The following is a 24,266-nucleotide window of genomic DNA, read 5'->3' as shown; positions in this document are numbered from 1 at the left end:
CGCGACGAGGGCCGGGGGAGACCCCCGGCCCTCGTCGGTGGAGCAGTACGTCGCTCAGTGACCGTGCTTGATCGCGGTGCGGAGGTCGCGGTTGAGCTGGGAGATCACGTCGAGCGGGATCTCCTTGGGGCACGCGGCGGTGCAGGCACCGATGTTGGTGCAGCCACCGAATCCCTCGTGGTCGTGCTGGGCGACCATGTTGACCACGCGCTCGTCGCGCTCGGGCTGGCCCTGGGGGAGCAGGCCGAGGTGGGTGACCTTGGCGCCCATGAAGAGCGAGGCCGAGCCGTTGGGGCAGGCCGCCACGCAGGCGCCGCAGCCGATGCAGGTCGCGACGTTGAAGGCGCGGTCGGCGTCGTCCTTGGGCACGGGGACCGAGTGGGCCTCGGGCGCCGAGCCGGTGTTGACCGAGACGTAGCCGCCGGCCTGGATGATCCGGTCGAAGGCGCCGCGGTCGACGACGAGGTCCTTCACGACCGGGAAGGCGTCGGAGCGCCACGGCTCGATCGTGATCGTCTCGCCGTCGCTGAACGAGCGCATGTGGAGCTGGCAGGTCGTGGTGACCTCCGGGCCGTGCGCGTCGCCGTTGATCATCAGGCCGCACATGCCGCAGATGCCCTCGCGGCAGTCGGAGTCGAACGCGATCGGGTCCTCGCCCTTGTCGTTGAGCTGCTCGTTGAGCACGTCGAGCATCTCGAGGAACGACATGTCGGGGGAGACGTCGGCCAGCTCGTAGGTGTGCATCGCACCGGGGCTGACGGCGTCGGGCTGACGCCAGATCTTGAGGGTCAGGTTCATTACTTGTAGCTCCGCTGCTTCATCTCGATGGCCGTGTAGACCAGGTCTTCCTTGTGCAGGACGGGCCGCTCGTCGAGGCCGGCCCACTCCCAGGCGGCGACGTAGGCGAACTCGTCGTCGTGCCGCAGCGCCTCGCCGTCCTCGGTCTGCGACTCGCCACGGAAGTGGCCGCCGCAGGACTCGCGCCGGTTGAGCGCGTCGATGCACATCAGCTCGCCGAGCTCGAAGAAGTCGGCCACGCGGCCGGCCTTCTCGAGCGACTGGTTCAGCGACTCGCTCGTGCCGAGCACCTTGACGTTGCGGTAGAAGTCGTCGCGCAGCCCGCGGATCAGGTCGATCGCCTTCTTGAGGCCCGTCTCCGTGCGCTCCATGCCGCAGTACTCCCACATGATGTTGCCGAGCTCGCGGTGGTAGGAGTCGACGCTGCGGGTGCCGTTGACGGACAGGAAGTGCTCGATGCGCTCGGTGACCGAGGTGCGGGCCTCGACGACCGCCGGGTGGTCCTCGCCGATGGGCTCGAACGGGCCGTCGGCGAGGTAGTCGCGGATCGTGTGGGGCAGCACGAAGTAGCCGTCGGCCAGCCCCTGCATCAGCGCGGAGGCGCCGAGGCGGTTGGCGCCGTGATCGGAGAAGTTGGCCTCACCGGTGACGAACAGGCCGGGGATCGTGGACTGCAGGTCGTAGTCGACCCACAGGCCGCCCATGACGTAGTGCACGGCCGGGTAGATCCGCATCGGGACCGAGTACGGGTCCTCGCCGGTGATCCGGGCGTACATGTCGAAGAGGTTGCCGTACTTGTTGGCCACCGCGTCGCGACCGAGGCGGTCGATCGCGTCGGCGAAGTCGAGGTAGACACCACGGCGTACGCCGTCCACCTCGGGGCCGACGCCGCGACCCTCGTCGCAGACGTTCTTCGCGGCCCGGGAGGCGATGTCGCGGGGGACCAGGTTGCCGAAGGAGGGGTAGATCCGCTCCAGGTAGTAGTCGCGGTCCTCCTCGGCGATGTCGCGCGGGTCCTTGTCGCAGTCGGCCTGGTTCTTCGGCACCCAGATGCGGCCGTCGTTGCGCAGCGACTCCGACATCAGCGTCAGCTTGGACTGGTGCGAGCCCGAGACGGGGATGCAGGTCGGGTGGATCTGCGTGTAGCAGGGGTTGGCCATGTAGGCGCCCTTGCGGTGCGCGCGCCAGGCGGCGGTGACGTTGGAGCCCATCGCGTTGGTGGACAGGTAGAACACGTTGCCGTAGCCGCCCGAGGCGAGGACGACGACGTCGGCGAGGTGGGTCTGCACCTCACCGGTGACCATGTCGCGGGCGATGATGCCGCGGGCCTTGCCGTCCGCGACGATCAGCTCGAGCATCTCGTGGCGGGTGAACATCGACACGGTGCCGGCGGAGATCTGGCGCTCGAGCGCCTGGTAGGCGCCGATCAGCAGCTGCTGTCCCGTCTGGCCGCGGGCGTAGAACGTGCGCGAGACCTGGACGCCACCGAAGGAGCGGTTGTCGAGCAGGCCGCCGTACTCACGGGCGAAGGGAACGCCCTGCGCGACGCACTGGTCGATGATGTTGGTGCTGACCTCGGCGAGGCGGTAGACGTTGGACTCCCGCGAGCGGTAGTCGCCGCCCTTCACGGTGTCGTAGAAGAGGCGGTGGACGGAGTCGCCGTCCTCCTTGTAGTTCTTCGCGGCGTTGATGCCGCCCTGCGCGGCGATCGAGTGCGCCCGGCGCGGGGAGTCCTGGTAGCAGAACGTCTTGACGTTGTAGCCGGCCTCGCCGAGCGTGGCGGCGGCCGAGGCGCCGGCCAGGCCGGTGCCGACGATGATGACCGAGAGCTTGCGGCGGTTGGCCGGGTTGACGAGGCGGGCCTCGAACTTCCGGTTCTGCCAGCGGTCCGCGATCGGGCCCGAGGGCGCCTTCTCGTCGACGAGCGGCGTGCCCGGGGTGTAGTAGCCCGCGGCGTCGTCGTAGTCCCCGTCGATTGACCCGCTGTGCGAGGCCTCCGTCGAGGTGACGGTGTCGGGCATGTCCATGTCGTGGCTGTCGTGGCTCACGTGCGGTGACCCCTTACTTGGTGATGATGCCCGCGAGCACGGCGAGCGGGACGAGGGAGAAGCCGACCGAGACGATCAGCGCGATGACGAACCCGAAGACCTTCGCGCGCTGCCGCTTGGCCGCGGTGCCGGTCCAGCCGAGCGTCTGGGCGGCGCTCCAGATGCCGTGGTGGAGGTGGGCACCGAGGGCGAGCATCGCGACGATGTAGATCAGCGTCATCCACCACACGTCGAAGGTGTCGACCATCAGGTCGTAGGGGTCGTTGGTCGCGCCGCCCTGCGGGTTGACCTTGCCGATGGTGAAGTTGAGCAGGTGCCAGATCAGGAAGACCAGGATCGTCACCCCGCCCCAGCGCATCATCAGGCTGGCCCGCGTCGCGCCGGTGTCCTTCTTCATGACGTACTTCGTGGTGCGGGCGCGAGCAGCGCGGCGCCACAGCACGACGGCGCAGTAGACGTGCACCACCAGCGACAGGATCAGGCCGAGCCGCAGGATCCACAGCGCGCCCTCGTGCGGCAGCATCGGCTCGCCGAGCACGCGCAGGTGGTGGGCGTACTCGTTGAACGCGTCGTGGCCGGCGAACGCCTTGAGGTTGCCGTACATGTGCGCGAGCACGAAGCCGAGGAAGATGAAGCCGCTGACCGCCATGCCCAGCTTGAGCGCGATGGTGGTGCGCGAGGCCCGCGCACCCTTCACCAGCGTGGGCCGAGGGGGATTGAGTTGGGTTGCCACGCCGCCACGTTATCCCGTTGCTCCGGCAAGCGACGCGCCGAGGGCGTGTGACGTTTTGCTGGGCGCGTTGTCTTCCGCTCAGGCGTGACACAGGTCATAGTCGGGACCGTCGTCCGGGAGCACTCCCGGATTGCCGGGACCTTCACGGAGGACGCATGGCGACAACCGACCACGGCGTGACCAGTCCGACCCGCGCGCGCATCGAGGCGCGGACGTTGCGCCAGGACCGGTGGTGGCTCTCGCCCCTGGCGACGTTCGTCGTCTTCACGGCGTTCGTCGTCTACGCGACGGTCCGCGCGTTCGTGGGACGCGACTACTACGCCACGCCCTACCTGTCGCCGTTCTACTCGCCGTGCCTGGGGGACTGCGTCGAGGGCGCCTCCGACTTCGGCCAGCCGTTCGACTGGTGGCCGCTGTCGGCAGCGCTGATCATCCTGATCTTCCCGCTCGGCTTCCGGATGACCTGCTACTACTACCGCAAGGCCTACTACCGCGCGTTCTGGCTGAGCCCGCCCGCCTGCGGCGTCGCCGAGCCCCACGGGTCCTACTCCGGCGAGACGCGGTTCCCGCTCGTCCTGCAGAACGTCCACCGCTGGTTCTGGTACGCCGCGGTGCTGGTCGGCCTGGTGCTCACGTTCGACACGTTCCTGGCGTTCCGGCCGATGCCGGCGGAGTACGCCGTCGGCGACGGCGAGACCAGCGGCATCCACATGGGCCTCGGCACGCTGCTGATGATCGTCAACATCGTCTTCATCTGGCTCTACACGCTGTCGTGCCACTCCTGCCGCCACATCGTCGGCGGCCGGCTGCGCCACTTCTCCAAGCACCCCGTCCGCTACCGGGTGTGGACGTGGGTGTCGCGGCTCAACGAGAGCCACGGCAGGTGGGCGTGGTACTCGCTGTTCTCGGTCGCGATCGTCGACCTCTACATCTACCTGCTGGCCACCGGAGTGATCCAGGACGTGAGGTTCTTCTAAGTGACGGACACCAGGCACCCGATGACGGGCAACGAGATGTCCTACTACGCCGAGGGCGGGATCGAGCGCCACCGGTACGACGTGGTGGTGGTCGGCGCCGGCGGGGCGGGCCTGCGGGCCGCGATCGCCGCCCACGAGGCGGGCGCGGAGACCGCCATCGTCTGCAAGTCGCTGCTCGGCAAGGCGCACACCGTGATGGCCGAGGGCGGCATCGCCGCGGCGATGGGCAACCGCTGGCCGGAGGACAACTGGCAGGTCCACTTCCGCGACACCATGCGCGGCGGCAAGATGCTCAACCACTGGCGCATGGCTCAGCTCCACGCGCAGGAGGCGCCCGAGCGGGTCCTCGAGCTCGAGGACTGGGGCGCGCTGTTCGACCGCACCGAGGACGGGCTGATCAGCCAGCGCGACTTCGGCGGCCACAAGTACGCCCGGCTCGCCCACGTCGGCGACCGCACCGGCCTCGAGATGATCCGCACGCTGCAGCAGCGCGCGGTGCAGGTCGGCATCGACGTCTTCATGGAGTGCACCGTCACCGACCTGCTGAAGGACGACGCCGGCGCCCTGTCGGGCGTCTTCGGCTACTGGCGCGAGACCGGTCGCTTCGTGACGATCGAGGCCCCGGCCGTCGTCCTGGCCACCGGCGGGATCGGCAAGTCGTTCAAGGTGACGTCCAACTCGTGGGAGTACACCGGCGACGGCCACGCGCTGGCGCTGCGGGCGGGCGCGTCGCTGATCAACATGGAGTTCGTGCAGTTCCACCCCACCGGCATGGTGTGGCCCCCGTCGGTGAAGGGGCTGCTCGTCACCGAGTCCGTGCGTGGTGACGGCGGCGTCCTCAAGAACTCCGAGGGCAAGCGCTTCATGTTCGACTACATCCCCGACTTCTTCCGGGCGGAGACCGCCGACACGGAGGAGGAGGCGGATCGCTGGTACGACGACAAGAAGAACAACCGCCGCCCGCCCGAGCTGCTGCCGCGCGACGAGGTCGCGCGGGCCATCAACTCCGAGATCAAGGCGGGCCGTGGGTCACCGCACGGCGGCATCTACCTCGACATCGCCTCGCGCCGCGACCCCGACTTCATCCGCAAACGGCTGCCGTCGATGTACCACCAGTTCAAGGAGCTCGCGGACGTCGACATCACGCAGGAGCCGATGGAGATCGGGCCGACCTGCCACTACGTCATGGGTGGCATCGAGGTCGACCCCGACACCGAGCTGAGTGCCGTCACCGGCCTCTACGCCGTCGGCGAGTGCTCGGGCGGCATGCACGGCTCCAACCGGCTGGGCGGCAACAGCCTCTCCGACCTGCTGGTCTTCGGCCGGCGCGCCGGCGAGGCGGCAGCGGCGTACGTCGCGGGGCTGGCGCAGCGTCCGGTCGTCACCGACGAGTCGGTCCGGGCCGGCGAGTGGTCGGCGCTGACGCCGTTCCAGGTCGAGGGGGGTGACAACCCCTACACGATCCAGCAGGACCTGCAGCAGACGATGAACGACCTGGTCGGCATCATCCGCACGGCCGAGGAGCTCGAGCAGGCGCTGGTGCGCATCGAGGAGCTCAAGGAGCGGGCACAGAGGATGTCGGTCGAGGGCCACCGCCAGTACAACCCCGGCTGGCACCTCGCCCTCGACCTGCGCAACATGCTGGTCGTCTCGGAGGCGATCGCGCGGGCGGCCCTCGCCCGTCAGGAGTCCCGTGGCGGGCACACCCGCGACGACTACCCGAAGACGGATCCCGAATGGGGGACGAAGAACCTCGTCGTCCGCCTCGACGACGCCGGCACCGGCGTGACCCTCGCCGAGCAGCCGCTGCCCGAGATGCCCGACGACCTGAAGTCTCACTTCGAGGGGAGCTGACTCATGGCCTACGACCTGAAGCTGCGCGTGTGGCGGGGGGACCAGGACGGCGGGGACCTGCAGGACTACACCGTCGAGGTGTCCGAGGGCGAGGTGGTGCTCGATGCGCTGCACCGGTTGCAGGCGACGCAGACCGGCGACCTCGCGATCCGGTGGAACTGCAAGGCCGGCAAGTGCGGGTCGTGCAGCGCCGAGGTCAACGGCCGACCGCGGCTGATGTGCATGACGCGCCTGTCGGACTTCGAGCCGTCCGAGACCATCACGGTCACCCCGATGCGCACGTTCCCGGTGATCCGCGACCTGGTCACCGACGTGTCGTTCAACTACCGGAAGGCCCGCGAGCTGCCGTACGCCGAGCTCGGCCCGCGCGACGCCGACGGCAAGCGCCGGATGATGCAGGTCGACGTGGAGCGCGGCCAGGAGTTCCGCAAGTGCATCGAGTGCTTCCTGTGCCAGGACGTGTGCCACGTCGTGCGCGACCACGAGGACAACAAGCAGCACTTCGCCGGACCGCGCTTCTTCATCCGCTACGCCGAGCTCGACATGCACCCGCTCGACACCCACGACCGCCGCAAGCTGGCGCAGGAGGCGGCCGGTCTCGGGATGTGCAACATCACCAAGTGCTGCACCGAGGTGTGCCCGGAGGGCATCCACATCACCGACAACGCGATCATCCCGATGAAGGAGCGTGTGGTGGACCGCAAGTACGACCCGCTGGTGTGGCTCGGCAACAAGATCGGGATCCGCAACAAGGACAACGAGGGCCGAGCCGAGCTCTGAGACCGTGTTCCGCGACGACTTCGACGGCGACGGGCTCGACCCGTCGGTGTGGCTGCCGCACTACCTGCCGGCCTGGAGCTCGCGGGCGGCGACGCGCGCCAGCCACCGGGTCGAGGGCGGTCGCCTCGTGCTGGACGTCCCGGTCGACCACCCGGTCTGGTGCCCCGACGACCACGCACCGCCGCTGCGGGTGTCCGGCATCCAGTCGGGCAGCTGGTCGGGGCCGGTCGGCAGCACCCGCGGGCAGCAGCGGTTCGCCGAGGGGCTGACTGTCGAGGAGGAGCAGCCGCGCTTCGAGGGGTGGCTGCCGACGTCCGGCCACGTCGAGATCCGCTGCGCCATGGACCTGTCGCACCGCTCGATGGCCGCCCTCTGGATGTCGGGGTTCGAGGACGACGAGGAGCAGCTGCGCTGCGGCGAGCTCTGCGTCGTCGAGGTGTTCGGCAGCGCGCTGCGGCCGGGGTCCGCCGAGGTGGGCGTCGGCATCAAGGCGTTCCGCGACCCGGCGCTCACCCAGGACTTCGCGGCGCCGCGGGTCGACGTCGAGGTGTCCGGGTTCCACACCTACGCCGTCGACTGGGACGCCGACGTCGCCGTCTTCACCGTCGACGGCGAGGAGCTGCGGCGCTGCCCGCGCCCGCCGACGTACCCGCTCCAGCTCATGGTCGCGGTGTTCGACTTCCCGGACGACTCCACCGGCGACGACGACCACCTGGTGCCGCGGCTGGTGGTCGACCACGTCGCGGGGTGGTAGCTCACCACCGCGAGGTCGGCGAGGTCCGCTGCAGGTAGAGGTTCGAGGCGCGCGCCAGGAGCGGGTGCCGGTCGGCGTGGTGGACCGCCCGCTTGCGGGCCCAGAAACCCCCGGCGCGCAGCTGGCTGGTCAGCACCTCGACGGGTCCCGGTAGCCGGCCTTCCCGCTCGGCGAACGCGCGGCGGTAGCGCCGGAAGAGGCGTCCGTGGTCGAGGGCGATCGACACCAGCGCAGCCTGGGTGGCGTCGAGCAGCTCGTCGTCCGTGACCTGGTCGAGCGCCGGTCCGGACGTGGCGACGCCGGTCGGCACGAGGTCGGACAGGTCGCCGTGGACGGTGAGCTCGCGGCGTCCGAGCTCGGCGACCATCCGCTCGCCGTACGACGTCGCCCACGCGAGGTGCTCCGGCGGCAGCTCGAGCGGCCGGTCGGTCGTGCCGGCGAGCCGCGACCGGATGCCGGCCTCGATCACGAACCGGTGCTGGGTGGCGTTGAACCTCCCGGACACTGCCGCGTTGAGCCGGCGCACCACCTCGAGCTCGGCCGCGCCCAGCGAGACGTTGCGGGCCGGCTGCTGCTCGCCCGGCCAGCCGGCGGGCAGGCCGGCCGCGGCGCCGAAGCGGGTCAGGAGGGCTGCCCCCGGCGTGCCCCGCGGCGGCACCGTGACCAGCCGCACGCGCTCGGCCGGAACCACGGACGACCAGGTGTCGAGCACCCGGAGGAGGTCGTGGCGCCAGTGGAAGGACACGCCCTCGCTCGGCGGCGCGCCCTCCTGTCCCCGCACCGACGCCACGAAGTCCCCCCAGGTGGTGGTGCCGCCGTTGACGATCGTCTGCTGCCAGGCCGAGACCAGCGTGCGTGCGATGTCGCGCGCGCCGACGACGACGTGCACCCGGTGGCCGTCGAGCTCGCGCACCAGCCGGCGTGCCTGGCGCGGACGTGCCAGGGACAGCTCCTCCTCGGAGACCACCACGGTCGGACCGTCGTGGGCCGCGACGAGGTCGACCAGCCGGCCCAGCGCCCCTGCGGCCTCGCCGCGCAGCTCACCGCCCACACGCTGGCCGAGCAGGTCGTAGGCCGCGAGGCGCTGGGCTCGGTGGCCCCCCGGGAAGAGCACCCCCGCGGCGGCGAGCTGCTCCGCCGAGGCCGCGAGGGCGCCCTGGATCGTGGTCGTCCCTGTCTTGTAGAGACCCACGTGGAGGAAGACGTCCGGCATGGCAACGACGCTAGGAACGACGGGCCGCCGGCACATGGGGCCGACGTCCCGCCCGGCCGGGAATCTCCGGCAGCCGCCTCGGGACGGTGACCTATCCCATAGCCGGCGGCAGTGACCCTCGCCACGCCACGGGCCTATCCTGCGCAGCATGACCGACCTCCCTGGTGGCGTGCCTGGTGGCCTCGACGGCGGGCTCGACGAGCCCGAGGAGCTGCAGCCCGCGGAGGGCTCGCTCCGGCTGGTCGGCGACGGCGACGCGTACGACGGAGCAGCGTGGGAGGCGGCCACGGCCGCCGTGCTGCGCAAGGCCCGGCGCCTCGCGGACGACGCGCCCGACTCAGACGTCTGGACGGTGCTGACCCGGACGACGCTGGACGGCATCGAGGTCGCACCGATCGGCCAGCCCTCCGACCTGGACGGGCTCGCCACCAGCGGCCGCCCGGTGCGTCGCGGCGCCTGGGACGTGCGTACGTCGCTGGTCGGCGACGACGCGGCGGCCGTCAACGAGGCGGCCCTGGTCGACCTCGACAACGGCGCGACCTCGCTGCACCTCGACCTCGTGGGCGGCCTGGACCTCGAGGTCGCGCTGCGCGGGGTGCTGCTCGACCTCGCGCCCGTGACGCTCGAGCACCCCAGCACCGGGCAGTCCGAGGCGCTGGCCCGCCTGCTCGAGGACACCCCGGGCGACCCGCACCCGGGCAACAACCTCTCCGCCGACCCGGCCACCGCGCTGCTGCTCGGCGAGGGTGTCGGCGAGGGCGAGCCGCTGCTGGCGCAGTCCTTCGTCGACACGGTCCGTCGCGCCCGGGCGCTCGGCGTGCTCGGTGCGGTCGTCGACGGCACCGTGCTGCACGACCTCGGGGCGAGCGACGCCCAGGAGCTCGGCTGGACGATGGCCGTGGGCGTGCACTACCTCCGCGTGCTCACCGACGCCGGGCTCACGGTGGACGAGGCCGCCGGGCTCGTCGAGTTCCGCTACGCCGCGACCGACGAGCAGTTCCCGACGATCGCCAAGCTGCGCGCCGCCCGCCGGTTGTGGGCCCGGGTGTTGGAGGCCAGCGGCGCCACCGACCTCCCGCAGCGCCAGCACGTCGTCACCAGCCGCGCGATGATGGGCAAGCACGACCCCTGGGTCAACATGCTCCGCGGCACGGTTGCCGCGTTCGCAGCCGGTGTCGGCGGTGCCGACGCGCTCACCGTGGTTCCCTTCGACGAGCGCCTCGGCCGGCCCGACGCCTTCGGCCGCCGGATCGCCCGCAACACCTCCGCCCTGCTGGTCGAGGAGTCGCACGTCGCCACGGTCACCGACCCGGCCGGTGGCTCCTACGCCGTGGAGAAGCTCACCGACGACCTCGCCGTCGCCGGCTGGGCCGAGCTCGGTCGCATCGAGGCCGACGGCGGCGTGGGGCCGCAGGCGGCGGTCGCCGTACGGGCGCGGGTCGACGAGGTGCGCGCCCGGCGCGACGCGGGCATCGCGGACCGGTCCCGTCCGCTGACCGGGATCTCGGAGTTCCCGAACCTCGACGAGGTGCTCCCCGAACGGGAGCCCTGGCAGCGCAACGGCGAGCTCGTGCACTACGCCTCGGCCTACGAGGACATGCGCGCCGCGCCCGCGTCGCAACCGGTGTTCCTCGCCACGATGGGCACGGTCGCGGCCCACACGGCCCGCGCCACCTTTGCCACCAACCTGCTCGCCGCGGGCGGTGTCGCCGTCGAGGTCGCCGGAGCGACCGGTTCGGTCGACGACGTGATGGCGGCCTACCGGTCCGAGCGAGGAGGCCGGCCCGTGGTCTGCCTGGCCGGCACCGACGCGGCCTACGCCGAGTGGGGCGCCGACCTCGTCGCCGCGCTGCGGGCGGCAGGGGCGTCGTACGTCGTCCTGGCCGGCAAGCCGGGTGAGCGGACCGTGACCGACGTGGACGACTCGTGCGCCATGGGAGTCGATGCGCTCGGCTTCCTCGGCCGGATCCGAGAGGAGCTCGCCCGATGAGCATCCCGAAGAACTTCGCCGACGTCCCCCTGTCGGGTCTCGTGACAGGACTTCGTCCTTCCTCGACCAACGAAGCGGGCGGCAGTGCGGGCGAGCCGTGGAGCAGTCCCGAGGGGATCGACATCCTCCCCGTCTACGGACCCGAGCACCTCGCGGGCCTCGACGGCCTCGACACGTGGCCGGGCATCGCGCCGTTCCTGCGCGGGCCCTACCCGACGATGTACACGACCCAGCCGTGGACGATCCGGCAGTACGCCGGCTTCTCGACCGCCGAGGAGTCCAACGCGTTCTACCGCCGCAACCTCGCGGCGGGCCAGAAGGGCCTGAGCGTCGCCTTCGACCTCGCCACCCACCGCGGCTACGACTCCGACCACCCGCGGGTGCGCGGCGACGTCGGCATGGCGGGCGTGGCGATCGACTCGATCTACGACACGCGCACCCTCTTCGACGGCATCCCGCTCGACGAGATGTCGGTGTCGATGACGATGAACGGCGCCGTGCTGCCGGTGCTGGCGCTCTACATCGCGGCGGCCGAGGAGCAGGGGGTGAAGCCGGAGCAGCTCGCGGGGACCATCCAGAACGACATCCTCAAGGAGTTCATGGTCCGCAACACCTACATCTACCCGCCGGCGCCGAGCATGCGGATCATCAGCGACATCTTCGCCTTCACCTCGCAGCGGATGCCGCGCTTCAACTCGATCTCGATCTCCGGCTACCACATCCAGGAGGCCGGGGCGACGGCCGACCTCGAGCTGGCCTACACCCTCGCCGACGGCGTGGAGTACATCCGCGCGGGCCTCGACACCGGCATGACGATCGACCAGTTCGCGCCGCGCCTGTCCTTCTTCTGGGCGATCGGGATGAACTTCTTCATGGAGGTCGCCAAGATGCGGGCGGCCCGCGCGCTGTGGGCCCGCCTGGTCGACGACTTCGAGCCGCAGAACCCGAAGTCGCGGTCGCTGCGCACGCACAGCCAGACCTCGGGCTGGTCGCTCACCGCGCAGGACGTGTTCAACAACGTGGGCCGCACCTGCATCGAGGCGATGGCCGCGACCCAGGGGCACACGCAGTCGCTGCACACCAACGCGCTCGACGAGGCGATCGCGCTGCCGACCGACTTCTCCGCGCGCATCGCCCGCAACACCCAGCTGCTGCTGCAGCAGGAGAGCGGCACCACGCAGGTGATCGACCCGTGGGCCGGCTCCTACTACGTCGAGAAGCTCACCCACGACCTCGCCGAGCGCGCCTGGGCCCACATCCAGGAGGCCGAACGGGCCGGCGGCATGGCCGCGGCGATCGAGCAGGGCATCCCCAAGATGCGCATCGAGGAGGCGGCCGCCCGCACGCAGGCGCGCATCGACTCCGGGGCGCAGAAGGTCATCGGCGTCAACACCTACCGTCTCGCCGCCGAGGACAAGCTCGACGTGCTGCGCGTCGACAACGACGACGTCTACCGCCAGCAGGTCGCCAAGCTCGAGCGGCTGCGCGCCGAGCGCGACGACGACGCCGTACGCCGGTCATTGGAGGCGCTGACCACCAGCGCCGAGCGCGGTCCGGCCGGCGGCGGTTCCCTGGAGGGCAACCTCCTCGCGCTGGCCGTCGACGCGGCGCGCGCGAAGGCCACGGTCGGGGAGATCTCCGACGCGCTGGAGAAGGTCTACGGCCGCCACCAGGCCGTCATCCGTACGATCAGCGGCGTGTACCGCGACGAGGCAGGCGCCCCCGAGGGGAGTGCCGTCGCCGCGGTCCTGCAGGCGACCGAGGAGTTCGAGGCCGAGGAGGGCCGCCGACCGCGCATCCTCGTGGCCAAGATGGGCCAGGACGGGCACGACCGCGGCCAGAAGGTCGTCGTCACCGCGTTCGCCGACCTCGGCTTCGACGTCGACGTGGGGCCGCTGTTCTCCACGCCCGAGGAGGTTGCCCAGCAGGCGATCGACGCCGACGTCCACATCGTCGGCGTCTCCTCGCTGGCGGCCGGCCACCTGACGCTGCTGCCGGCCCTCAAGCAGGCGCTCGCCGACCAGGGCCGGCCCGACATCATGGTCGTGATCGGCGGCGTGATCCCGCCCGACGACGTGCTGACGCTCAAGGAGATGGGCGCCGCGGCGGTGTTCCTGCCCGGCACGGTCATCGCCGAGTCGGCCCTCGACCTGATCGCGCGCCTGAGGGAACAGCACCGCCACGACCCGGGAGCCTGATGCCGCGGCCGATCGACGTCGCCGCGCTGGTCGCGGGCGTGCAGGACGGCCAGCGGGCCGCGGTCGCGCGCGCGATCACCCTCGTCGAGTCGTCGCGTCCCGAGCACCGCCTCGCCGCGCGCGAGCTCCTGACCGAGCTCGCCGCCACCGAGCGACCGATGGCGACCCGGGTCGGGATCTCCGGCGTCCCCGGGGTGGGCAAGTCCACCTTCATCGAGGCGCTCGGCACCCGCCTCACGGGCGCGGGCCACCGGGTCGGCGTCCTCGCCGTGGACCCGTCGTCGGTGCGCACCGGCGGGTCGGTGCTCGGCGACAAGACCCGCATGGCGACGCTGTCGGTCGACCCGGGCGCCTTCATCCGGCCCTCGCCCTCGGCCGGCACGCTGGGCGGCGTGGCCCGCGCGACCACCCAGGCGATGCTGGTGCTCGAGGCGGCGGCGTACGACGTCGTCCTGGTCGAGACGGTCGGCGTCGGGCAGTCCGAGGTCACCGTCGCCGGGATGGTCGACACCTTCCTCTTCCTCACCCTCGCGCGCACCGGCGACCAGCTGCAGGGCATCAAGAAGGGCATCCTCGAGATCGCCGACGTGGTGGCGGTCAACAAGGCGGACGCCCTCGGCGGGGAGGGCCACGAGGCCGACGCCCGCGTCGCCGCGCGTGAGCTCTCCGGCGCCCTGCGCCTGGTCCGCGGGCACGCCGAGTGGGCGCCGCCCGTCGTCACCTGCTCCGCGCTGACCGGTGCCGGCGTCGACGACGTGTGGCAGCGGGTGGGTGCGCACCGCGCCCACCTCGGCGTCGACGGCCTCGCCCACAAGCGCGCGGGACAGCAGCTCGACTTCACCTGGGCGCTCGTGCGTGACGAGCTCGACCAGCGGCTGCGGTCCTCGCCCGGGGTCGCCGCCGTGCGCGACGACGTACGCCGGGCCGTGCTGTCCGGCGAGCTGCCGGCCCCGCTGGCCGCAGATCGGCTACTCGCCGCCTACGACGGGCAAACGGCCGAGGGGGAGGGGACGCGCCCGTAGACTGGGTCGGTCATGCCAGTTGAACTCCCCGCCACTCCCGTCATCGCCGAGGTCGTCGACAAGTACGCCGACGAGCTCGTCGCCCTGCGCCGCGACCTCCACGCCCACCCCGAGCTGAGCTGGGCCGAGGAGCGCACCTCCGAGGCGGTCGTGACCGCGCTGGAGGGTGCCGGATGGGCGGTACGACGACCCGAGGGCGGGGGAGTGCTGGCCGAGATCGGCCACGGCGGCAGGCTGGTCGCGCTGCGTGCCGACCTCGACGCGCTGCCGGTCGACGACCTCATCTCCGACCCGTGGCGCAGCACCAACCCGGGGGTGGCCCACGCCTGCGGCCACGACGTCCACACCGCCGGGCTCGTCGGGGCCGGGCTCGCGCTGGCGGAGGTCGCCGCCCGCGGGATGCTGCCCGGGCGCGTGCGCCTGCTGTTCCAGCCGGCTGAGGAGGTCATGCCCGGTGGTGCGCTGCAGCTGATCTCCGCAGGTGCGCTGGAGGGCGTCTCCCACGTCTTCGGCCTGCACTGCGACCCGAGCCTCGACGTCGGCCGGCTCGGCCTGCGCGAGGGGCCGCTCACCGGCGCCGCCGACGCGTTGACGGTGCGGCTGATCGGCAAGGGCGGCCACACCTCGCGCCCCCACCTCACCGAGGACCTCACCTTCGCCCTGGGCAAGGTCATCACCGAGCTCCCGGCCATCCTGAGCCGGCGCCTCGACCCCCGCGCCGGGGTCAGCGTCGTCTGGGGGATGGTGCGTGCCGGCTCCGCCCACAACGTGATCCCCCACGGCGGCGTGGTGGCCGGCACGGTCCGGATGCTCGACGCGGTCGCTTGGGCCGACGCCGAACACCTGATCCGCCAGCTCATCACCTCCATCGTGGCGCCCTACAGCGTGACCGCCGAGGTGACCTACCAGCGAGGCGTGCCCCCGGTCGTCAACCACGCGGAGTCCACGCGCCTGCTCGGCACCGCGGTCGAGAACGTGCTCGGCGTGCACGGCCACGTCTCCACCGCCCAGAGCCTGGGCGGCGAGGACTTCGGCTGGTACCTCGACTCCGTCCCCGGCGCGATGGCCCGCCTCGGCACCCGCACGCCCGGCGGGCCGACGTACGACCTCCACCAGGGCAACCTCCGCGTCGACGAGGCGGCGACCGGCATCGCCGCCCGTGTCCTCGCCGACGTCGCGGTGACCGCGCTCAGCGACTGACCGACCCGGCGCCCGTCAGGCGGGCGGCAGGGGGAGCCCGAACGTGAAGGTGCTGCCCGCGCCCGGGGTGGACTCGACGCCCAGGTGGCCGCTCATGAGGTCGACCAGCTCGCGGCAGATCGCCAGGCCGAGGCCGACGCCGAGGCGATCCCCGGCAGACTGCGGGTCCGCCTGGACGAACGGGTCGAAGAGCCGCCGGAGGTCGTCCTCCGCGATGCCGATCCCGGTGTCGCGGACCCGGAAGTCGACCCAGTCGCCCACGCCCGGACCGTCCACCGAGCAGGGGCGGCCGCTGACGCGGACGTCGACCGAGCCGTGCTCGGTGTAGGCGATCGCGTTCTGGACGAGGTTGGTGACCACCTGGGTGATGCGCCGGGCGTCGCCGAGGCCGGTCGCGGGGACCCCCTCGTCGACGCTGAAGGTGATGGTGAGGCCCTCGGACTCGGCGAGCGGGACGGCCCAGGACGCCATGTCGTCGACGAGGGCGCGTACGTCGACGGGTGCGCGTCGCAGCACCGTCTGGCGGGCCTCGAGCCCGGAGAACTCCAGGATCTCCTGCACGAGGTGCATGAGGCGTTCGCCGGAGCGGTGGACGATCCGGGCGAAGTGCTCGGGCTCGGGCGGCAGGTCCGTGTCGATGAGCAGCTCGGAGGCGCCCACGAGCGCAGCGAGCGGTGTTCGGACCTCGTGGCTGATGGTGGCCAGGAACAGGGTCTTGGCGGCGTTGGCCTCCTCGAGCTCGCGCACCACCCGCTTGGCCTCGGTGACGTCCTCGGTCACCCCGTGCACGCCGACGACCTCGTCGCCGATGATGACCGGGATCGCCGTGCAACGGATGTCGACGACCTGGCCGTCGACCCGCACGACGCGCGCCTCGACCACCTGGGGGTCACCCGCCATCGCCCGGTCGAAGCCGTCCTGGATGAGGTGCAGGTCCTCGGGGTGGATGACCTGCCCGAAGTGGGTCCGGCGCATCTCCTCGAGCGTCAGCCCGGTCATCTCGAGCGACCGCTCGTTGGCGTCGGTGAAGTAGCCCCGCGGGTCGACCGAGTAGGTGGCGTGCGGGTGGTGGGTGAACATCGAGGCGTAGCGCTCGCTGCTCTGGGACAGCGCCTGCGAGCCCACAGTCGCGTCGGTCGACGAGGAGCGACGGGGGTCGCGCTCATCGGGTGCCATCAGGACCTCCGAGAATCGTGTCGGCGTGCGGTGCACCGTACCCCGCGTCATGTGCTGCGCATGTGGGCGGCCCGTCCGCGCAGCGGTTTCGGAGAAGCGGTGCCGCGGCAGCGTGACTAGCGTCGGTGACACACCACCGAAGGGAGTCACCATGAGCTACCAGGCCTACCTCGACGCGATCGAGAAGAAGACCGGCAAGACGCCTGAGGAGCTGTTGGGGGAGGCCGCTGCGCGCGGGTTCACTCCGCAGAGCAAGGCGGGCGATGTCGCAGCATGGCTCAAGGACGACTACGCCGTCGGCCGGGGCCATGCGATGGCGCTGTTCGGCGTGCTCAAGAACGGGGCGACGATCAGCGACAAGCACGTCAACAGCGGCACCACGCACTCCGATGCCTCCACCGAGCTGCGTCTGGACGGCATCGACCGCCGCTGACGGGCGACAGAGCCGCGGAGCTGACGGTCAGGCGGCACGCACGTCTGCGGCAGCAAGCTCCACGCCGGCGCCGTCCCAGAACTTGCCCCGGTCGAACAGCAGCGGCTCGCCGTCACCTCGAACGGCGACGTCGACGACGCGTCCGAGGTGCAGCCGGTGGTCGCCGCCGTCGTAGGACTGCCACGGCTGGCACCGGAACGACGCGAGGGCACCCTCGAGGGTCGGCGCCAGCTGGTCGCTCGTCCGCCCGCCGGCGTCGGTGCGATATCCGCTCATGCCGAGATTCGGAAGTCCTGGATGCGGCTGCGACACAGACGGCATTGGCGGGGTGGTCCTTCGCATTGCCTCGGGGGAGGCTGAGCGCATGGTGCGCGTACTAGTGGACGAGGTCGTGAAGACCGACTACGGACAACTGGACCTCTGGTTCTCTGACGACGTCGAAGACGATGGTGACCTCCAGTCCACCTTCGCCGGTCAGATCAATGGGGTTGCTGGTGCAGCCGTTCCCGGACGGATCTACCTGAACCTGGGCCGTCGATCCGGTGGATCATCGGTCCGCATCGAGGCGCACGATGGGGTCGTCCCGAGCGACGCGGAGTGGGAAGACGTCGTCGAGGTTTCCACTGTCGTCGATGAGCCGGGGAACTGCGGGTGGACCAGTTGGGCTAGCGAGAGCGGCGGTGAGTTCGTCCTGCCTCCCGGACCCCATCGGGTGCGGGTGTCTGCCCGTGGGCGGGACGCCGGTGACGAGAACGAACTCGCGGACGAAGCGGTGGATTTCTACCTGGTCCAACTCTGGCCCGCTCCCGTGCAGCCGGATGCCATCCTGCGCGTTGGCAGCGAGAACGCTCGGTACTGGCACGAGGCGTGGGGCTCAAACCGGTAGGCCCCGTGAGCAACGCCCATCGGCCCGACGATCTCGAACGTCCGGATCTGCCGCTGACAGTGCGCGGATCTGCCGAGATGAGTGCATCTGTTCCTACACAGCTTGGAGCCAGATGCAGACCTTCTCGGCATTCTCACGAGGCGTGCACTCAACCTGTACCGCCCACCGGCCAGGTCCGATCTCAACAGTGTCTTCCTGATCGGCGTCTCCGACTGTGAGCACGCCTGACGGGACGTTGATGACGCCGCTGGACGCCGGGCTCTCGGGTGCGCCGTCGTCGCCGACGATGACTTCGACCTGCACCTGCGCCGCGGGGATCACGTCGTTGTCGCCGTATCCACTCAGATCAACGCCTTGCGCGTGAAGCACCTTTACCGCGAGGCCGGTTCGGGAGAACGACACCACGTCGGCTGTAAGAGCCGGTACGTCCGAGTCATCGCGATCCATGAGCAATAAGAGTCCCCACCACAGCGGACGCCTCGTCTGCCAAGTGTTCACGGCAGTGAGTGTCCCGCAGTTTCACACAGGTGACGCACGGATCTGCCGCGACGACTGCGCGGATCTGCCGAGTTGAGTGCGGTCAGGTTTGGGCCAGCCAGTCGACCAAGCGCTCTTGCTCGTCCTCAGGCATGTGCCATGTCGCGGGCTTGGCCCAGCGAACGTGTCCGTAGCCGCAGACCCGGGCTCCCTCATACATCCGAAGGACGTCATCGGGTCGAACATCGAGCCACTGTGGGGCGTGGTCGATGAACAGCGGCACCAAGATGGCCCGGGTGCGGTCGCCGGGGTGAACGTTCGTGCTTGAGAAGCCGAGCACAGGCCCAGCGGTCTGGTCGCCGTCTGCCCAGTTGGGAAGTCCCCAGTTCGGTCGATAGGTGAAGCGGTTCTCCTTGGCGTAGCCGCCGAGCAAGGGTGTTTGCCGCCCGCCGTCCTCCGAGGTCACCAGGTCGAGGTCTATCCCGATCGCCACAGTGCTGACTGACTCCATGACGGGAGGGTAGGACCGTTGACTCGTGAGAACGTCCGGATCTGCCGCGGACAGTGCGCGGATCTGGCACCCCTCTGTGTCAAGAGGCTGCCGGGAGGGGTGTTTTAGGCTGCGTTCTGGCGGGTCCGGGAAGTGGCTTGTCCGAAGAGTTGGTGTGGGGCTGTGAGCCGGCCGCGCTGGAGTCAGAGTCGTTGCCCCGTTGCCCTCCCGGGCCCGTCCCTGTCGCTGCACATGTGGTGCGGAAGGCGTCGTTGAGCATGGTCTGGAAGACGATGTCGGACAGTCGACGCTTCACGCATCGCATGGCTTCCATGGGTGCTTTCCCGTCGGCCTTCTTGCGGTCGTAGTAGTCGCGTCCTGGTGTGGGGTTGCGGAGTTGGACGCGGGCCATCGCGTGCAGGACCCGGTTGATCTGCCGGTTGCCCTTGCGGGACAGCCGGTGACGAGTGTGGTCGCCGGAGGATGCGTCAATCGGGGCGGTGCCGTTCCAGGAGGCGAAGTGCGCCTTGCTCGGGAACCGGGTGATGTCGCCGACCTCGACCAGCAGCCGGGCGGCGCCAGTGGGGCCGATGCCGTGCAGGTCCAGCAGCGTGGTGCCGGTCGCGCGGACCAGGTCGGTGAGCTCCTTGTTCGCGTCCTTCTTCCGGCATAGATCCGCTCGAGGTCGGCGACGAGCTCGGCGGCCACCCGGCGGCGGGTCTTGCCGACGACATCGCGGGGTCGGATCTTGGCCAGCAGCGCCTTGGCCTGGGCCGCGGACAGGTCACGCTTCGCGCCACCTGGAATGAGCTCGAGCAGCAGCTGGTGCAGCTGCGATGTCTTGCGGGTGTGTTCCTCGCCTAGTGAGCAGCGCCGGTCAACCAGGAGTCGCAGCACCTCCAACTGCTCGTCGGTGACGACCGGCCGCAGTCCGGCCATCCGGGTCCCGACGAGTGCGACGGAGTGGGCGTCGGTGGCGTCGGTTTTGCGTCCCTGCCCGGTCGAGAACACCCGGGCTCGTGCGGACAGCTTCGGTGGCACGTCGACAATCTCCTCGCCAGCGGCAAGTAGTCGGACCGCGACGTGGTGACCGATCCCCGAGCATCCCTCGATCGCCCAGACCCGGTCCGGGAACTGGCTGACATAGCGCCCCATCTCGGCGAACCCGGCTTCGTCGGTGCCGTACCGGCCTCCACCGAGGACGCTCTCGTCGGCTGTCATCACCTCGATCGTCACCGACCGTTTGTGTGGGTCCATCCCGATCACCACACGACTGCTTACGTCCTTCATCAGCTCCTCCGATCCTCGAACCTCTTTGGTTGTCGAGCCGGGAGGGCAACGCTGCTTCGAGCCGAGCAAACCCCTCTTGAGCCTCTCCTGGCCCTGGCGACGCCCGGGACCGCGCAGGCCAGATGAGAGCCACACGACCAGCGTGGGCAGCCGATGTGCGAGCGACAGCCCGGGCGCCTGCACCGAGCCTCGCCAGGCACCGGTCCTAGGTCAATGAAACAAGCAGCCGATGAGCGAACCTCGGCAGCGCGAGCATGGAGCGGCCCGAGCACCCCCTTCTTGAGTGACCCGGGCCTAAGCCCGAAGACACTCATGACTGCCTGCCGACCTACGTGCCGGTACCCGGGCTGCCTCCTGCCATGCGCCCGGCCGGGCGGGTGCGGCGCTGGGGCTCGCGATCCTAGAAGCACATCAAGACGTGCTCACCGGGGAACCTCGTTACATGTACCGGACGGGCGAAGGCCCCGAACGTGATGACGCCGCTGACGGTCGCGACGTCGCCGCCACGCGGCGCGACCAGGACGCCGGTGATCGCGACAGCCGCGCCGCCCTCCGTGACGACCGGGCTTGGCAACGCGACCAAGCCGCGAGGGACCGTCTCTGGGCTGAGCGGCTGCGTGCGGACCAGCGAGACCAGCGAGACCAGCGAGACCAGCGGGACCAGGTGGGGCACAGCGACCGCCCTTTCACCGCTGCGCATCAGCAGGCCCTCATCGACTATGAGGTAGCCAAGAGTGAGGCAGAGATGGTTCAGGAGGACCTCCGCGACGTTCTGGATGGGGCTCGTGGTGATCGTCTCTCGGCCGCCGCGGATCGGCGCACCGGAGAGCGAAACCGCCGCGACTCCGAGAAGGACCGAACTTCATCCGCGCACGATCGGCAGGCAAGCGCCGCCGAGCGGCAGCAGGCCGAAGTAGAGCGGCAGCAGTCCGAGGTCGACCGCCAGTTGGCCCGCGAGTCGATACCTGACGGCTGACAGGACTTACCAAGGCGTCGGCCAAAGCCTCAACGTCCGGATCAGCCGCTGACGGTGCGCGGACCTGCCAAGTGAGTGGTGGACTACAGAGAGTTCAGCCACGGGTGGCCGGGATGGGCGATGCCGACTGCGGTTCTCAACCACCTGCGACGCTCCGGCTCGAGGAGGTGCAGGCATGCATCGAAATCGGCTTGGTCCTTGACCCTGAGTCCTGGAGCCTTGTGCAGCAGCTGGACCTCCGGCCGCAGGTACGAGATGTCGTCATGCACCCAGAGGATGTCGTCGAGCGGTAGGTGAATGCGACCATCTCGCTTGTACGTCCAGGTCGTTGACGTCGCGTCCATGAGGATGACGTCGTACTCCCATGGGGACGCGCCGTCAGGGCGCAACCAGAGGTTCCCGCAGGACGCCATCAACGGATCCGCCGGATCGATCATCGGCCGCAGCGCCCCGTCCGCTGCCTGCCACACATCGAGTCGCCCAGAGGGGTGCTGTCTCAACGCGGGAACGTCGGAGCGCGGGATGCTGGGGTCCAAGTCGTCGTGCGGCCGCGTGACGCCGGTGAACGCCTCGATGGCCCAGCCGCCTGCGATCCACCACCTGCCGCTGTACCCCTCCAGCAGCGCGGCAGCGTCGCCGGGGGTCCGAGCTCGCCAGGGGCCATACAGGCGAACCGACTCGTCGTGATCCACGCCGTGCACAGTAGGCGAGGCGCGGCCACCGCCAGTTGAACGCAAGGATCTGGCGCGTCGAGGGCAGCAACGCCCGCATGCGTCGCGACCCCTGCCCATAGGGTCGTCCGCGTGAACATCGAAGGCGTAGATCCTCGGCACGCGGAGTGGGAAGTCGACTGGCCGGTGTACCGCGTCCACTTCTGGCATCAGCCGCCCGCACCGGCAGGCGTAGGGCAGGAGCACGCGATGTGGCACTGCGACGAGTACCGGTTGAGCGACGTCGCCGACGTCGAGGAAGTCCTCGGATGGGCACGGAGCAAGGCGCGATCGGACCAGACGTTCGTCATCTACATCGAGCAGCGTGACGCTCGACGGCGTGGACTCGTGCGCCTCTTCGGAGCCGACCCCAACAGCGCCGCCTGAACGTCCGGATCTGCCGCAGCTGGATCCCCACGAATGAGGGATGTTGGTCGCTCGTGGTGATGGGAACATGAGGCGGTGGCAGTCACGACTGACGCGGAGCGCGTTGACCGGGCGCTCGGGCAACGCGCCGGCGCGCTCGTCGTGGCTTTGTGGTGGGCGGTGGCGTTCTTCGGGATCATCGACCTCTTGGGGGGGTCGTTCCGTCGACGTTTCCGGACGAGTACGACTGGACTGCCGTGGCGGTGGTCTCGACGAGCTGGGGCCTGATGTTCTCCGTCTTGGTGCCGGTACCACTCGTCGCGTGGGTGATCCGGCCGATGGGCTGGGTCGGGCCGCAACTCATCGGGGTCGCCGCTGCGGTCCTCGTGGCGGGTCTCGCGGCAACGTCACCAGGTCACGTGTTCGTGGCAGTCCTCATCGCGGCTTCCGCGGCCTTCCCGCGGATGTGGGGCCCGAGACCCGTGTGGCCACCGCGACGGGTATTGCTGAGCAACTCGTTCTGGGTAGTGGTCTCACTTCTGGTGCTCGGGTTCGTCGCCGCGTTGTTGGAGGCGTGGAGCTTGGTCGACGCGGCTCGCAACGGTGCAGCTGACGACGACACCTGGGGACTGATGCACCTGCCCATGCAGGCGGGATTCACCCTCGCTGTTCCAGTCTCGGCAGCGGTGGGCGTGTGGGCGATGCTGAGCCGGCTGAATGGCTGGTGCTTCGCAATCGTGCCGGCAGCGCTCTCGGCTGTCTGGTTCGGTGCCATCTGCGCGAAGTACCCCGACCTGTCGGGCAGCGTCGGCACGACGGCGGGGTGGGGCTACGTCGCCTGGGGCGCGGCAATCCCTGTCGCGCTGTGGGTCACCGGCCGTCGGACGAGAGCGTCCACGCCGTGAGCCTCCAAGAGCGAAGGGCGGGGCGGCATGGGGTGGTGGTCTGCACGCGTCGGTGCACCCAGTCCCCCAACGAGGTGAGCAGAATCCTGCGGTCAAGCCGGCGCGCGTCAGCTCAGCCGCCGTACCGGTCGGCCACCTCGTCGAACCGCTCGCGCGACCTCGCCACGACCTGGTGGTAGTCGTCGACGTCGAGCCTCAGGATCCTCATCAAGGGCACGACCTCACGGCGGCGGGCCGCCTGGTCGTCCTGCTCCGACGGGTCCTCGTCGCGGGTGGTGATCTCGTACGACATCGCGCACGCCAGCGCCACTGCGGCACTCACGGCCGACAGGTCCTCGTGCGCCTCGTGGTGGTCCCGGATGCCGTCGACGATCGTCAGCGGGAGTCCCCACGACTCGGCCACCATGCCGCCGATGTCGGCGTGGGTGAGGCCGAAGACCACCCGCTCGGTCTCGAGCAGGTCCAGGCCGTCGTTGGCGGCGGCCAGGGCCAGCGTCTCCAGGATCTGCTTCCCGAAGTGGCGGGCCAGCACGATCTTGCCGAAGTCGTGCAGCAGCGCCGCGGTCCCTGCCTCCGCCGGGACCGGGACTCGGGCACGGGAGCGGATCACCTCGGCTGCGATCGACGCCGCCACGGAGCGCTCCCAGAGCGCGCCCGGCTGGAGGCCGTACGCCGGTAGCGCGTGCAACATCCTGCCGCCGACACGCGAAGCCAGGGTCAGCGAGAGCAGGGTGCTGGTGCCCAGCCGGACTGCGGCGTCACGCACCGACGTGATGTTGGCGCGGTGGCCGAGCGCGGCGGAGTTGGCCAGGCGCAGCACGTCGGCAGTCAGCGCGACGTCGAGCGACACCACCTCGCTGATCTCTCGGATGTCGGAGTCCGGGTCCGCGACCAGCGTGGCCAGCCGGGCGACGGTGTGGGGGAGGGGTTCGACGGACTCGGCGGCGGCCAGCAGGTCCGCGGGGTCGACGAGCGGCGCGGTGGTCACGT

24 protein-coding genes and 1 pseudogene are annotated in these 24,266 nt (G+C 70.3%); 13 read left to right on the top strand and 12 right to left on the bottom strand.

The features are described from left to right. Positions 1 to 54: 54 nt before the first annotated feature. The 3 genes from AC3A3L_RS02890 to AC3A3L_RS02880 are packed head-to-tail and all read right to left on the bottom strand — an operon-like array spanning position 55 to position 3,579. Positions 55 to 798 carry a succinate dehydrogenase/fumarate reductase iron-sulfur subunit gene (locus AC3A3L_RS02890; protein ID WP_487638532.1) on the bottom strand — a complete coding sequence of 248 codons (744 nt, stop codon included), beginning with the start codon at positions 796 to 798 and terminating at the stop codon, positions 55 to 57. Further along, positions 798 to 2,819 carry a fumarate reductase/succinate dehydrogenase flavoprotein subunit gene (locus AC3A3L_RS02885; RefSeq protein ID WP_487639818.1) on the bottom strand — a complete coding sequence of 674 codons (2,022 nt, stop codon included), beginning with the start codon at positions 2,817 to 2,819 and terminating at the stop codon, positions 798 to 800. Before AC3A3L_RS02885 ends, AC3A3L_RS02890 begins: the two co-directional genes overlap by 1 nt. Before the next feature lie 40 nt (positions 2,820 to 2,859). Next, entirely contained in the window at positions 2,860 to 3,579 is a 720-nt protein-coding gene (locus AC3A3L_RS02880) for a succinate dehydrogenase cytochrome b subunit (protein ID WP_487638531.1), read from the bottom strand. 155 nt (positions 3,580 to 3,734) lie between these two features. Here AC3A3L_RS02880 and AC3A3L_RS02875 point away from each other — a divergent pair, with 155 nt between their 5' ends. The 4 genes from AC3A3L_RS02875 to AC3A3L_RS02860 are packed head-to-tail and all read left to right on the top strand — an operon-like array spanning position 3,735 to position 7,944. After that, a complete protein-coding gene (locus tag AC3A3L_RS02875) occupies positions 3,735 to 4,556 on the top strand; it encodes a hypothetical protein (protein WP_487638530.1) in 822 nt (273 codons plus the stop codon). Continuing rightward, positions 4,557 to 6,410: a fumarate reductase/succinate dehydrogenase flavoprotein subunit gene (locus tag AC3A3L_RS02870; protein WP_487638529.1), complete on the top strand. Its 1,854-nt coding sequence runs from the start codon at positions 4,557 to 4,559 to the stop codon at positions 6,408 to 6,410. Between the two features lie 3 nt (positions 6,411 to 6,413). Then, positions 6,414 to 7,190: a succinate dehydrogenase/fumarate reductase iron-sulfur subunit gene (locus AC3A3L_RS02865; protein ID WP_487638528.1), complete on the top strand. Its 777-nt coding sequence runs from the start codon at positions 6,414 to 6,416 to the stop codon at positions 7,188 to 7,190. A 4-nt stretch (positions 7,191 to 7,194) separates the two neighbouring features. Further along, on the top strand, positions 7,195 to 7,944 hold the full coding sequence (locus AC3A3L_RS02860; RefSeq protein ID WP_487638527.1) for a glycoside hydrolase family 16 protein: 750 nt from the start codon (positions 7,195 to 7,197) through the stop codon (positions 7,942 to 7,944). Position 7,945: 1 nt separating this feature from the next. On the opposite strand, the gene AC3A3L_RS02855 is transcribed toward AC3A3L_RS02860, so the two are convergent. Continuing rightward, positions 7,946 to 9,157 carry a hypothetical protein gene (locus AC3A3L_RS02855; protein WP_487638526.1) on the bottom strand — a complete coding sequence of 404 codons (1,212 nt, stop codon included), beginning with the start codon at positions 9,155 to 9,157 and terminating at the stop codon, positions 7,946 to 7,948. 148 nt (positions 9,158 to 9,305) lie between these two features. Here AC3A3L_RS02855 and AC3A3L_RS02850 point away from each other — a divergent pair, with 148 nt between their 5' ends. The 4 genes from AC3A3L_RS02850 to AC3A3L_RS02835 are packed head-to-tail and all read left to right on the top strand — an operon-like array spanning position 9,306 to position 15,567. After that, on the top strand, positions 9,306 to 11,147 hold the full coding sequence (locus AC3A3L_RS02850; RefSeq protein ID WP_487638525.1) for a methylmalonyl-CoA mutase family protein: 1,842 nt from the start codon (positions 9,306 to 9,308) through the stop codon (positions 11,145 to 11,147). Further along, the gene (scpA, locus tag AC3A3L_RS02845; protein ID WP_487638524.1) at positions 11,144 to 13,345 is read left to right on the top strand and encodes a methylmalonyl-CoA mutase; all 2,202 of its coding nucleotides are present in this window, start codon (positions 11,144 to 11,146) and stop codon (positions 13,343 to 13,345) included. The genes AC3A3L_RS02850 and scpA overlap by 4 nt, the downstream gene beginning before the upstream one ends. Then, positions 13,345 to 14,367: a methylmalonyl Co-A mutase-associated GTPase MeaB gene (gene meaB, locus AC3A3L_RS02840; protein WP_487638523.1), complete on the top strand. Its 1,023-nt coding sequence runs from the start codon at positions 13,345 to 13,347 to the stop codon at positions 14,365 to 14,367. Before scpA ends, meaB begins: the two co-directional genes overlap by 1 nt. A 12-nt stretch (positions 14,368 to 14,379) precedes the next feature. Continuing rightward, positions 14,380 to 15,567 (top strand): amidohydrolase, encoded by a 1,188-nt coding sequence (locus tag AC3A3L_RS02835; protein ID WP_487638522.1) that lies wholly within the window; start codon positions 14,380 to 14,382, stop codon positions 15,565 to 15,567. A 15-nt stretch (positions 15,568 to 15,582) separates the two neighbouring features. Here AC3A3L_RS02835 and AC3A3L_RS02830 read toward each other — a convergent pair whose 3' ends face one another. After that, entirely contained in the window at positions 15,583 to 16,743 is a 1,161-nt protein-coding gene (locus AC3A3L_RS02830) for a sensor histidine kinase (protein WP_487638521.1), read from the bottom strand. A 151-nt stretch (positions 16,744 to 16,894) separates the two neighbouring features. On the opposite strand from AC3A3L_RS02830, the gene AC3A3L_RS02825 reads away from it, so the two are divergent. Further along, positions 16,895 to 17,176 carry a DUF4287 domain-containing protein gene (locus AC3A3L_RS02825; RefSeq protein WP_487638520.1) on the top strand — a complete coding sequence of 94 codons (282 nt, stop codon included), beginning with the start codon at positions 16,895 to 16,897 and terminating at the stop codon, positions 17,174 to 17,176. Between the two features lie 27 nt (positions 17,177 to 17,203). Here the strand turns inward: AC3A3L_RS02825 and AC3A3L_RS02820 are convergent, their stop codons facing one another. Next, the gene (locus AC3A3L_RS02820) at positions 17,204 to 17,452 is read right to left on the bottom strand and encodes a flavin reductase family protein (protein WP_487638519.1); all 249 of its coding nucleotides are present in this window, start codon (positions 17,450 to 17,452) and stop codon (positions 17,204 to 17,206) included. Between the two features lie 115 nt (positions 17,453 to 17,567). On the opposite strand from AC3A3L_RS02820, the gene AC3A3L_RS02815 reads away from it, so the two are divergent. Continuing rightward, positions 17,568 to 18,062, top strand: a complete 495-nt coding sequence (locus tag AC3A3L_RS02815) for a hypothetical protein (protein WP_487638518.1) — start codon at positions 17,568 to 17,570, stop codon at positions 18,060 to 18,062. Between the two features lie 93 nt (positions 18,063 to 18,155). Here the strand turns inward: AC3A3L_RS02815 and AC3A3L_RS02810 are convergent, their stop codons facing one another. The 4 genes and pseudogenes from AC3A3L_RS02810 to AC3A3L_RS02795 all read right to left on the bottom strand — a co-directional run. Then, positions 18,156 to 18,560: a hypothetical protein gene (locus AC3A3L_RS02810; protein WP_487638517.1), complete on the bottom strand. Its 405-nt coding sequence runs from the start codon at positions 18,558 to 18,560 to the stop codon at positions 18,156 to 18,158. Positions 18,561 to 18,642: 82 nt separating this feature from the next. Then, the gene (locus tag AC3A3L_RS02805) at positions 18,643 to 19,050 is read right to left on the bottom strand and encodes a hypothetical protein (protein ID WP_487638516.1); all 408 of its coding nucleotides are present in this window, start codon (positions 19,048 to 19,050) and stop codon (positions 18,643 to 18,645) included. Between the two features lie 79 nt (positions 19,051 to 19,129). After that, positions 19,130 to 19,594: a transposase gene (locus tag AC3A3L_RS02800; protein WP_487639817.1), complete on the bottom strand. Its 465-nt coding sequence runs from the start codon at positions 19,592 to 19,594 to the stop codon at positions 19,130 to 19,132. Positions 19,595 to 19,842: 248 nt separating this feature from the next. Then, positions 19,843 to 20,286 (bottom strand): annotated as a pseudogene (locus AC3A3L_RS02795) (IS110 family transposase); the annotation flags it as partial. A gap of 475 nt (positions 20,287 to 20,761) precedes the next feature. Here AC3A3L_RS02795 and AC3A3L_RS02790 point away from each other — a divergent pair. Continuing rightward, on the top strand, positions 20,762 to 21,295 hold the full coding sequence (locus AC3A3L_RS02790) for a hypothetical protein (protein WP_487638515.1): 534 nt from the start codon (positions 20,762 to 20,764) through the stop codon (positions 21,293 to 21,295). Between the two features lie 83 nt (positions 21,296 to 21,378). On the opposite strand, the gene AC3A3L_RS02785 is transcribed toward AC3A3L_RS02790, so the two are convergent. Beyond that, positions 21,379 to 21,987 carry a nucleotidyltransferase domain-containing protein gene (locus AC3A3L_RS02785; protein WP_487638514.1) on the bottom strand — a complete coding sequence of 203 codons (609 nt, stop codon included), beginning with the start codon at positions 21,985 to 21,987 and terminating at the stop codon, positions 21,379 to 21,381. A gap of 228 nt (positions 21,988 to 22,215) precedes the next feature. Between AC3A3L_RS02785 and AC3A3L_RS02780 the strand changes: the two genes are divergently transcribed. Further along, positions 22,216 to 22,392: a hypothetical protein gene (locus AC3A3L_RS02780; protein WP_487638513.1), complete on the top strand. Its 177-nt coding sequence runs from the start codon at positions 22,216 to 22,218 to the stop codon at positions 22,390 to 22,392. 266 nt (positions 22,393 to 22,658) lie between these two features. Continuing rightward, the gene (locus AC3A3L_RS02775; RefSeq protein WP_487638512.1) at positions 22,659 to 23,276 is read left to right on the top strand and encodes a hypothetical protein; all 618 of its coding nucleotides are present in this window, start codon (positions 22,659 to 22,661) and stop codon (positions 23,274 to 23,276) included. 112 nt (positions 23,277 to 23,388) lie between these two features. Here the strand turns inward: AC3A3L_RS02775 and AC3A3L_RS02770 are convergent, their stop codons facing one another. Further along, positions 23,389 to 24,264 carry an HDOD domain-containing protein gene (locus AC3A3L_RS02770; protein WP_487638511.1) on the bottom strand — a complete coding sequence of 292 codons (876 nt, stop codon included), beginning with the start codon at positions 24,262 to 24,264 and terminating at the stop codon, positions 23,389 to 23,391. Positions 24,265 to 24,266: the final 2 nt, after the last annotated feature.

Source organism: Nocardioides sp. Soil_C_8, from assembly GCF_057656315.1.
The sequence above is the reverse complement of the archived record's forward strand: the minus strand, read 5'-3'. Positions and strand labels throughout refer to the sequence as shown.

Excerpts from the sequence above, each read along its gene's own strand:
- AC3A3L_RS02890 (WP_487638532.1), bottom strand. The coding sequence starts at position 798 with ATGAACCTGACCCTCAAGATCTGGCGTCAGCCCGACGCCGTCAGCCCC.
- AC3A3L_RS02885 (WP_487639818.1), bottom strand. The coding sequence starts at position 2,819 with ATGCCCGACACCGTCACCTCGACGGAGGCCTCGCACAGCGGGTCAATC.
- AC3A3L_RS02875 (WP_487638530.1), top strand. The coding sequence starts at position 3,735 with ATGGCGACAACCGACCACGGCGTGACCAGTCCGACCCGCGCGCGCATC.
- AC3A3L_RS02865 (WP_487638528.1), top strand. The coding sequence starts at position 6,414 with ATGGCCTACGACCTGAAGCTGCGCGTGTGGCGGGGGGACCAGGACGGC.
- AC3A3L_RS02855 (WP_487638526.1), bottom strand. The coding sequence starts at position 9,157 with ATGCCGGACGTCTTCCTCCACGTGGGTCTCTACAAGACAGGGACGACC.
- AC3A3L_RS02850 (WP_487638525.1), top strand. The coding sequence starts at position 9,306 with ATGACCGACCTCCCTGGTGGCGTGCCTGGTGGCCTCGACGGCGGGCTC.
- scpA (WP_487638524.1), top strand. The coding sequence starts at position 11,144 with ATGAGCATCCCGAAGAACTTCGCCGACGTCCCCCTGTCGGGTCTCGTG.
- meaB (WP_487638523.1), top strand. The coding sequence starts at position 13,345 with ATGCCGCGGCCGATCGACGTCGCCGCGCTGGTCGCGGGCGTGCAGGAC.
- AC3A3L_RS02835 (WP_487638522.1), top strand. The coding sequence starts at position 14,380 with ATGCCAGTTGAACTCCCCGCCACTCCCGTCATCGCCGAGGTCGTCGAC.
- AC3A3L_RS02830 (WP_487638521.1), bottom strand. The coding sequence starts at position 16,743 with ATGGCACCCGATGAGCGCGACCCCCGTCGCTCCTCGTCGACCGACGCG.
- AC3A3L_RS02825 (WP_487638520.1), top strand. The coding sequence starts at position 16,895 with ATGAGCTACCAGGCCTACCTCGACGCGATCGAGAAGAAGACCGGCAAG.
- AC3A3L_RS02820 (WP_487638519.1), bottom strand. The coding sequence starts at position 17,452 with ATGAGCGGATATCGCACCGACGCCGGCGGGCGGACGAGCGACCAGCTG.
- AC3A3L_RS02805 (WP_487638516.1), bottom strand. The coding sequence starts at position 19,050 with ATGGAGTCAGTCAGCACTGTGGCGATCGGGATAGACCTCGACCTGGTG.
- AC3A3L_RS02790 (WP_487638515.1), top strand. The coding sequence starts at position 20,762 with ATGTACCGGACGGGCGAAGGCCCCGAACGTGATGACGCCGCTGACGGT.
- AC3A3L_RS02780 (WP_487638513.1), top strand. The coding sequence starts at position 22,216 with ATGTGGCACTGCGACGAGTACCGGTTGAGCGACGTCGCCGACGTCGAG.
- AC3A3L_RS02775 (WP_487638512.1), top strand. The coding sequence starts at position 22,659 with ATGTTCTCCGTCTTGGTGCCGGTACCACTCGTCGCGTGGGTGATCCGG.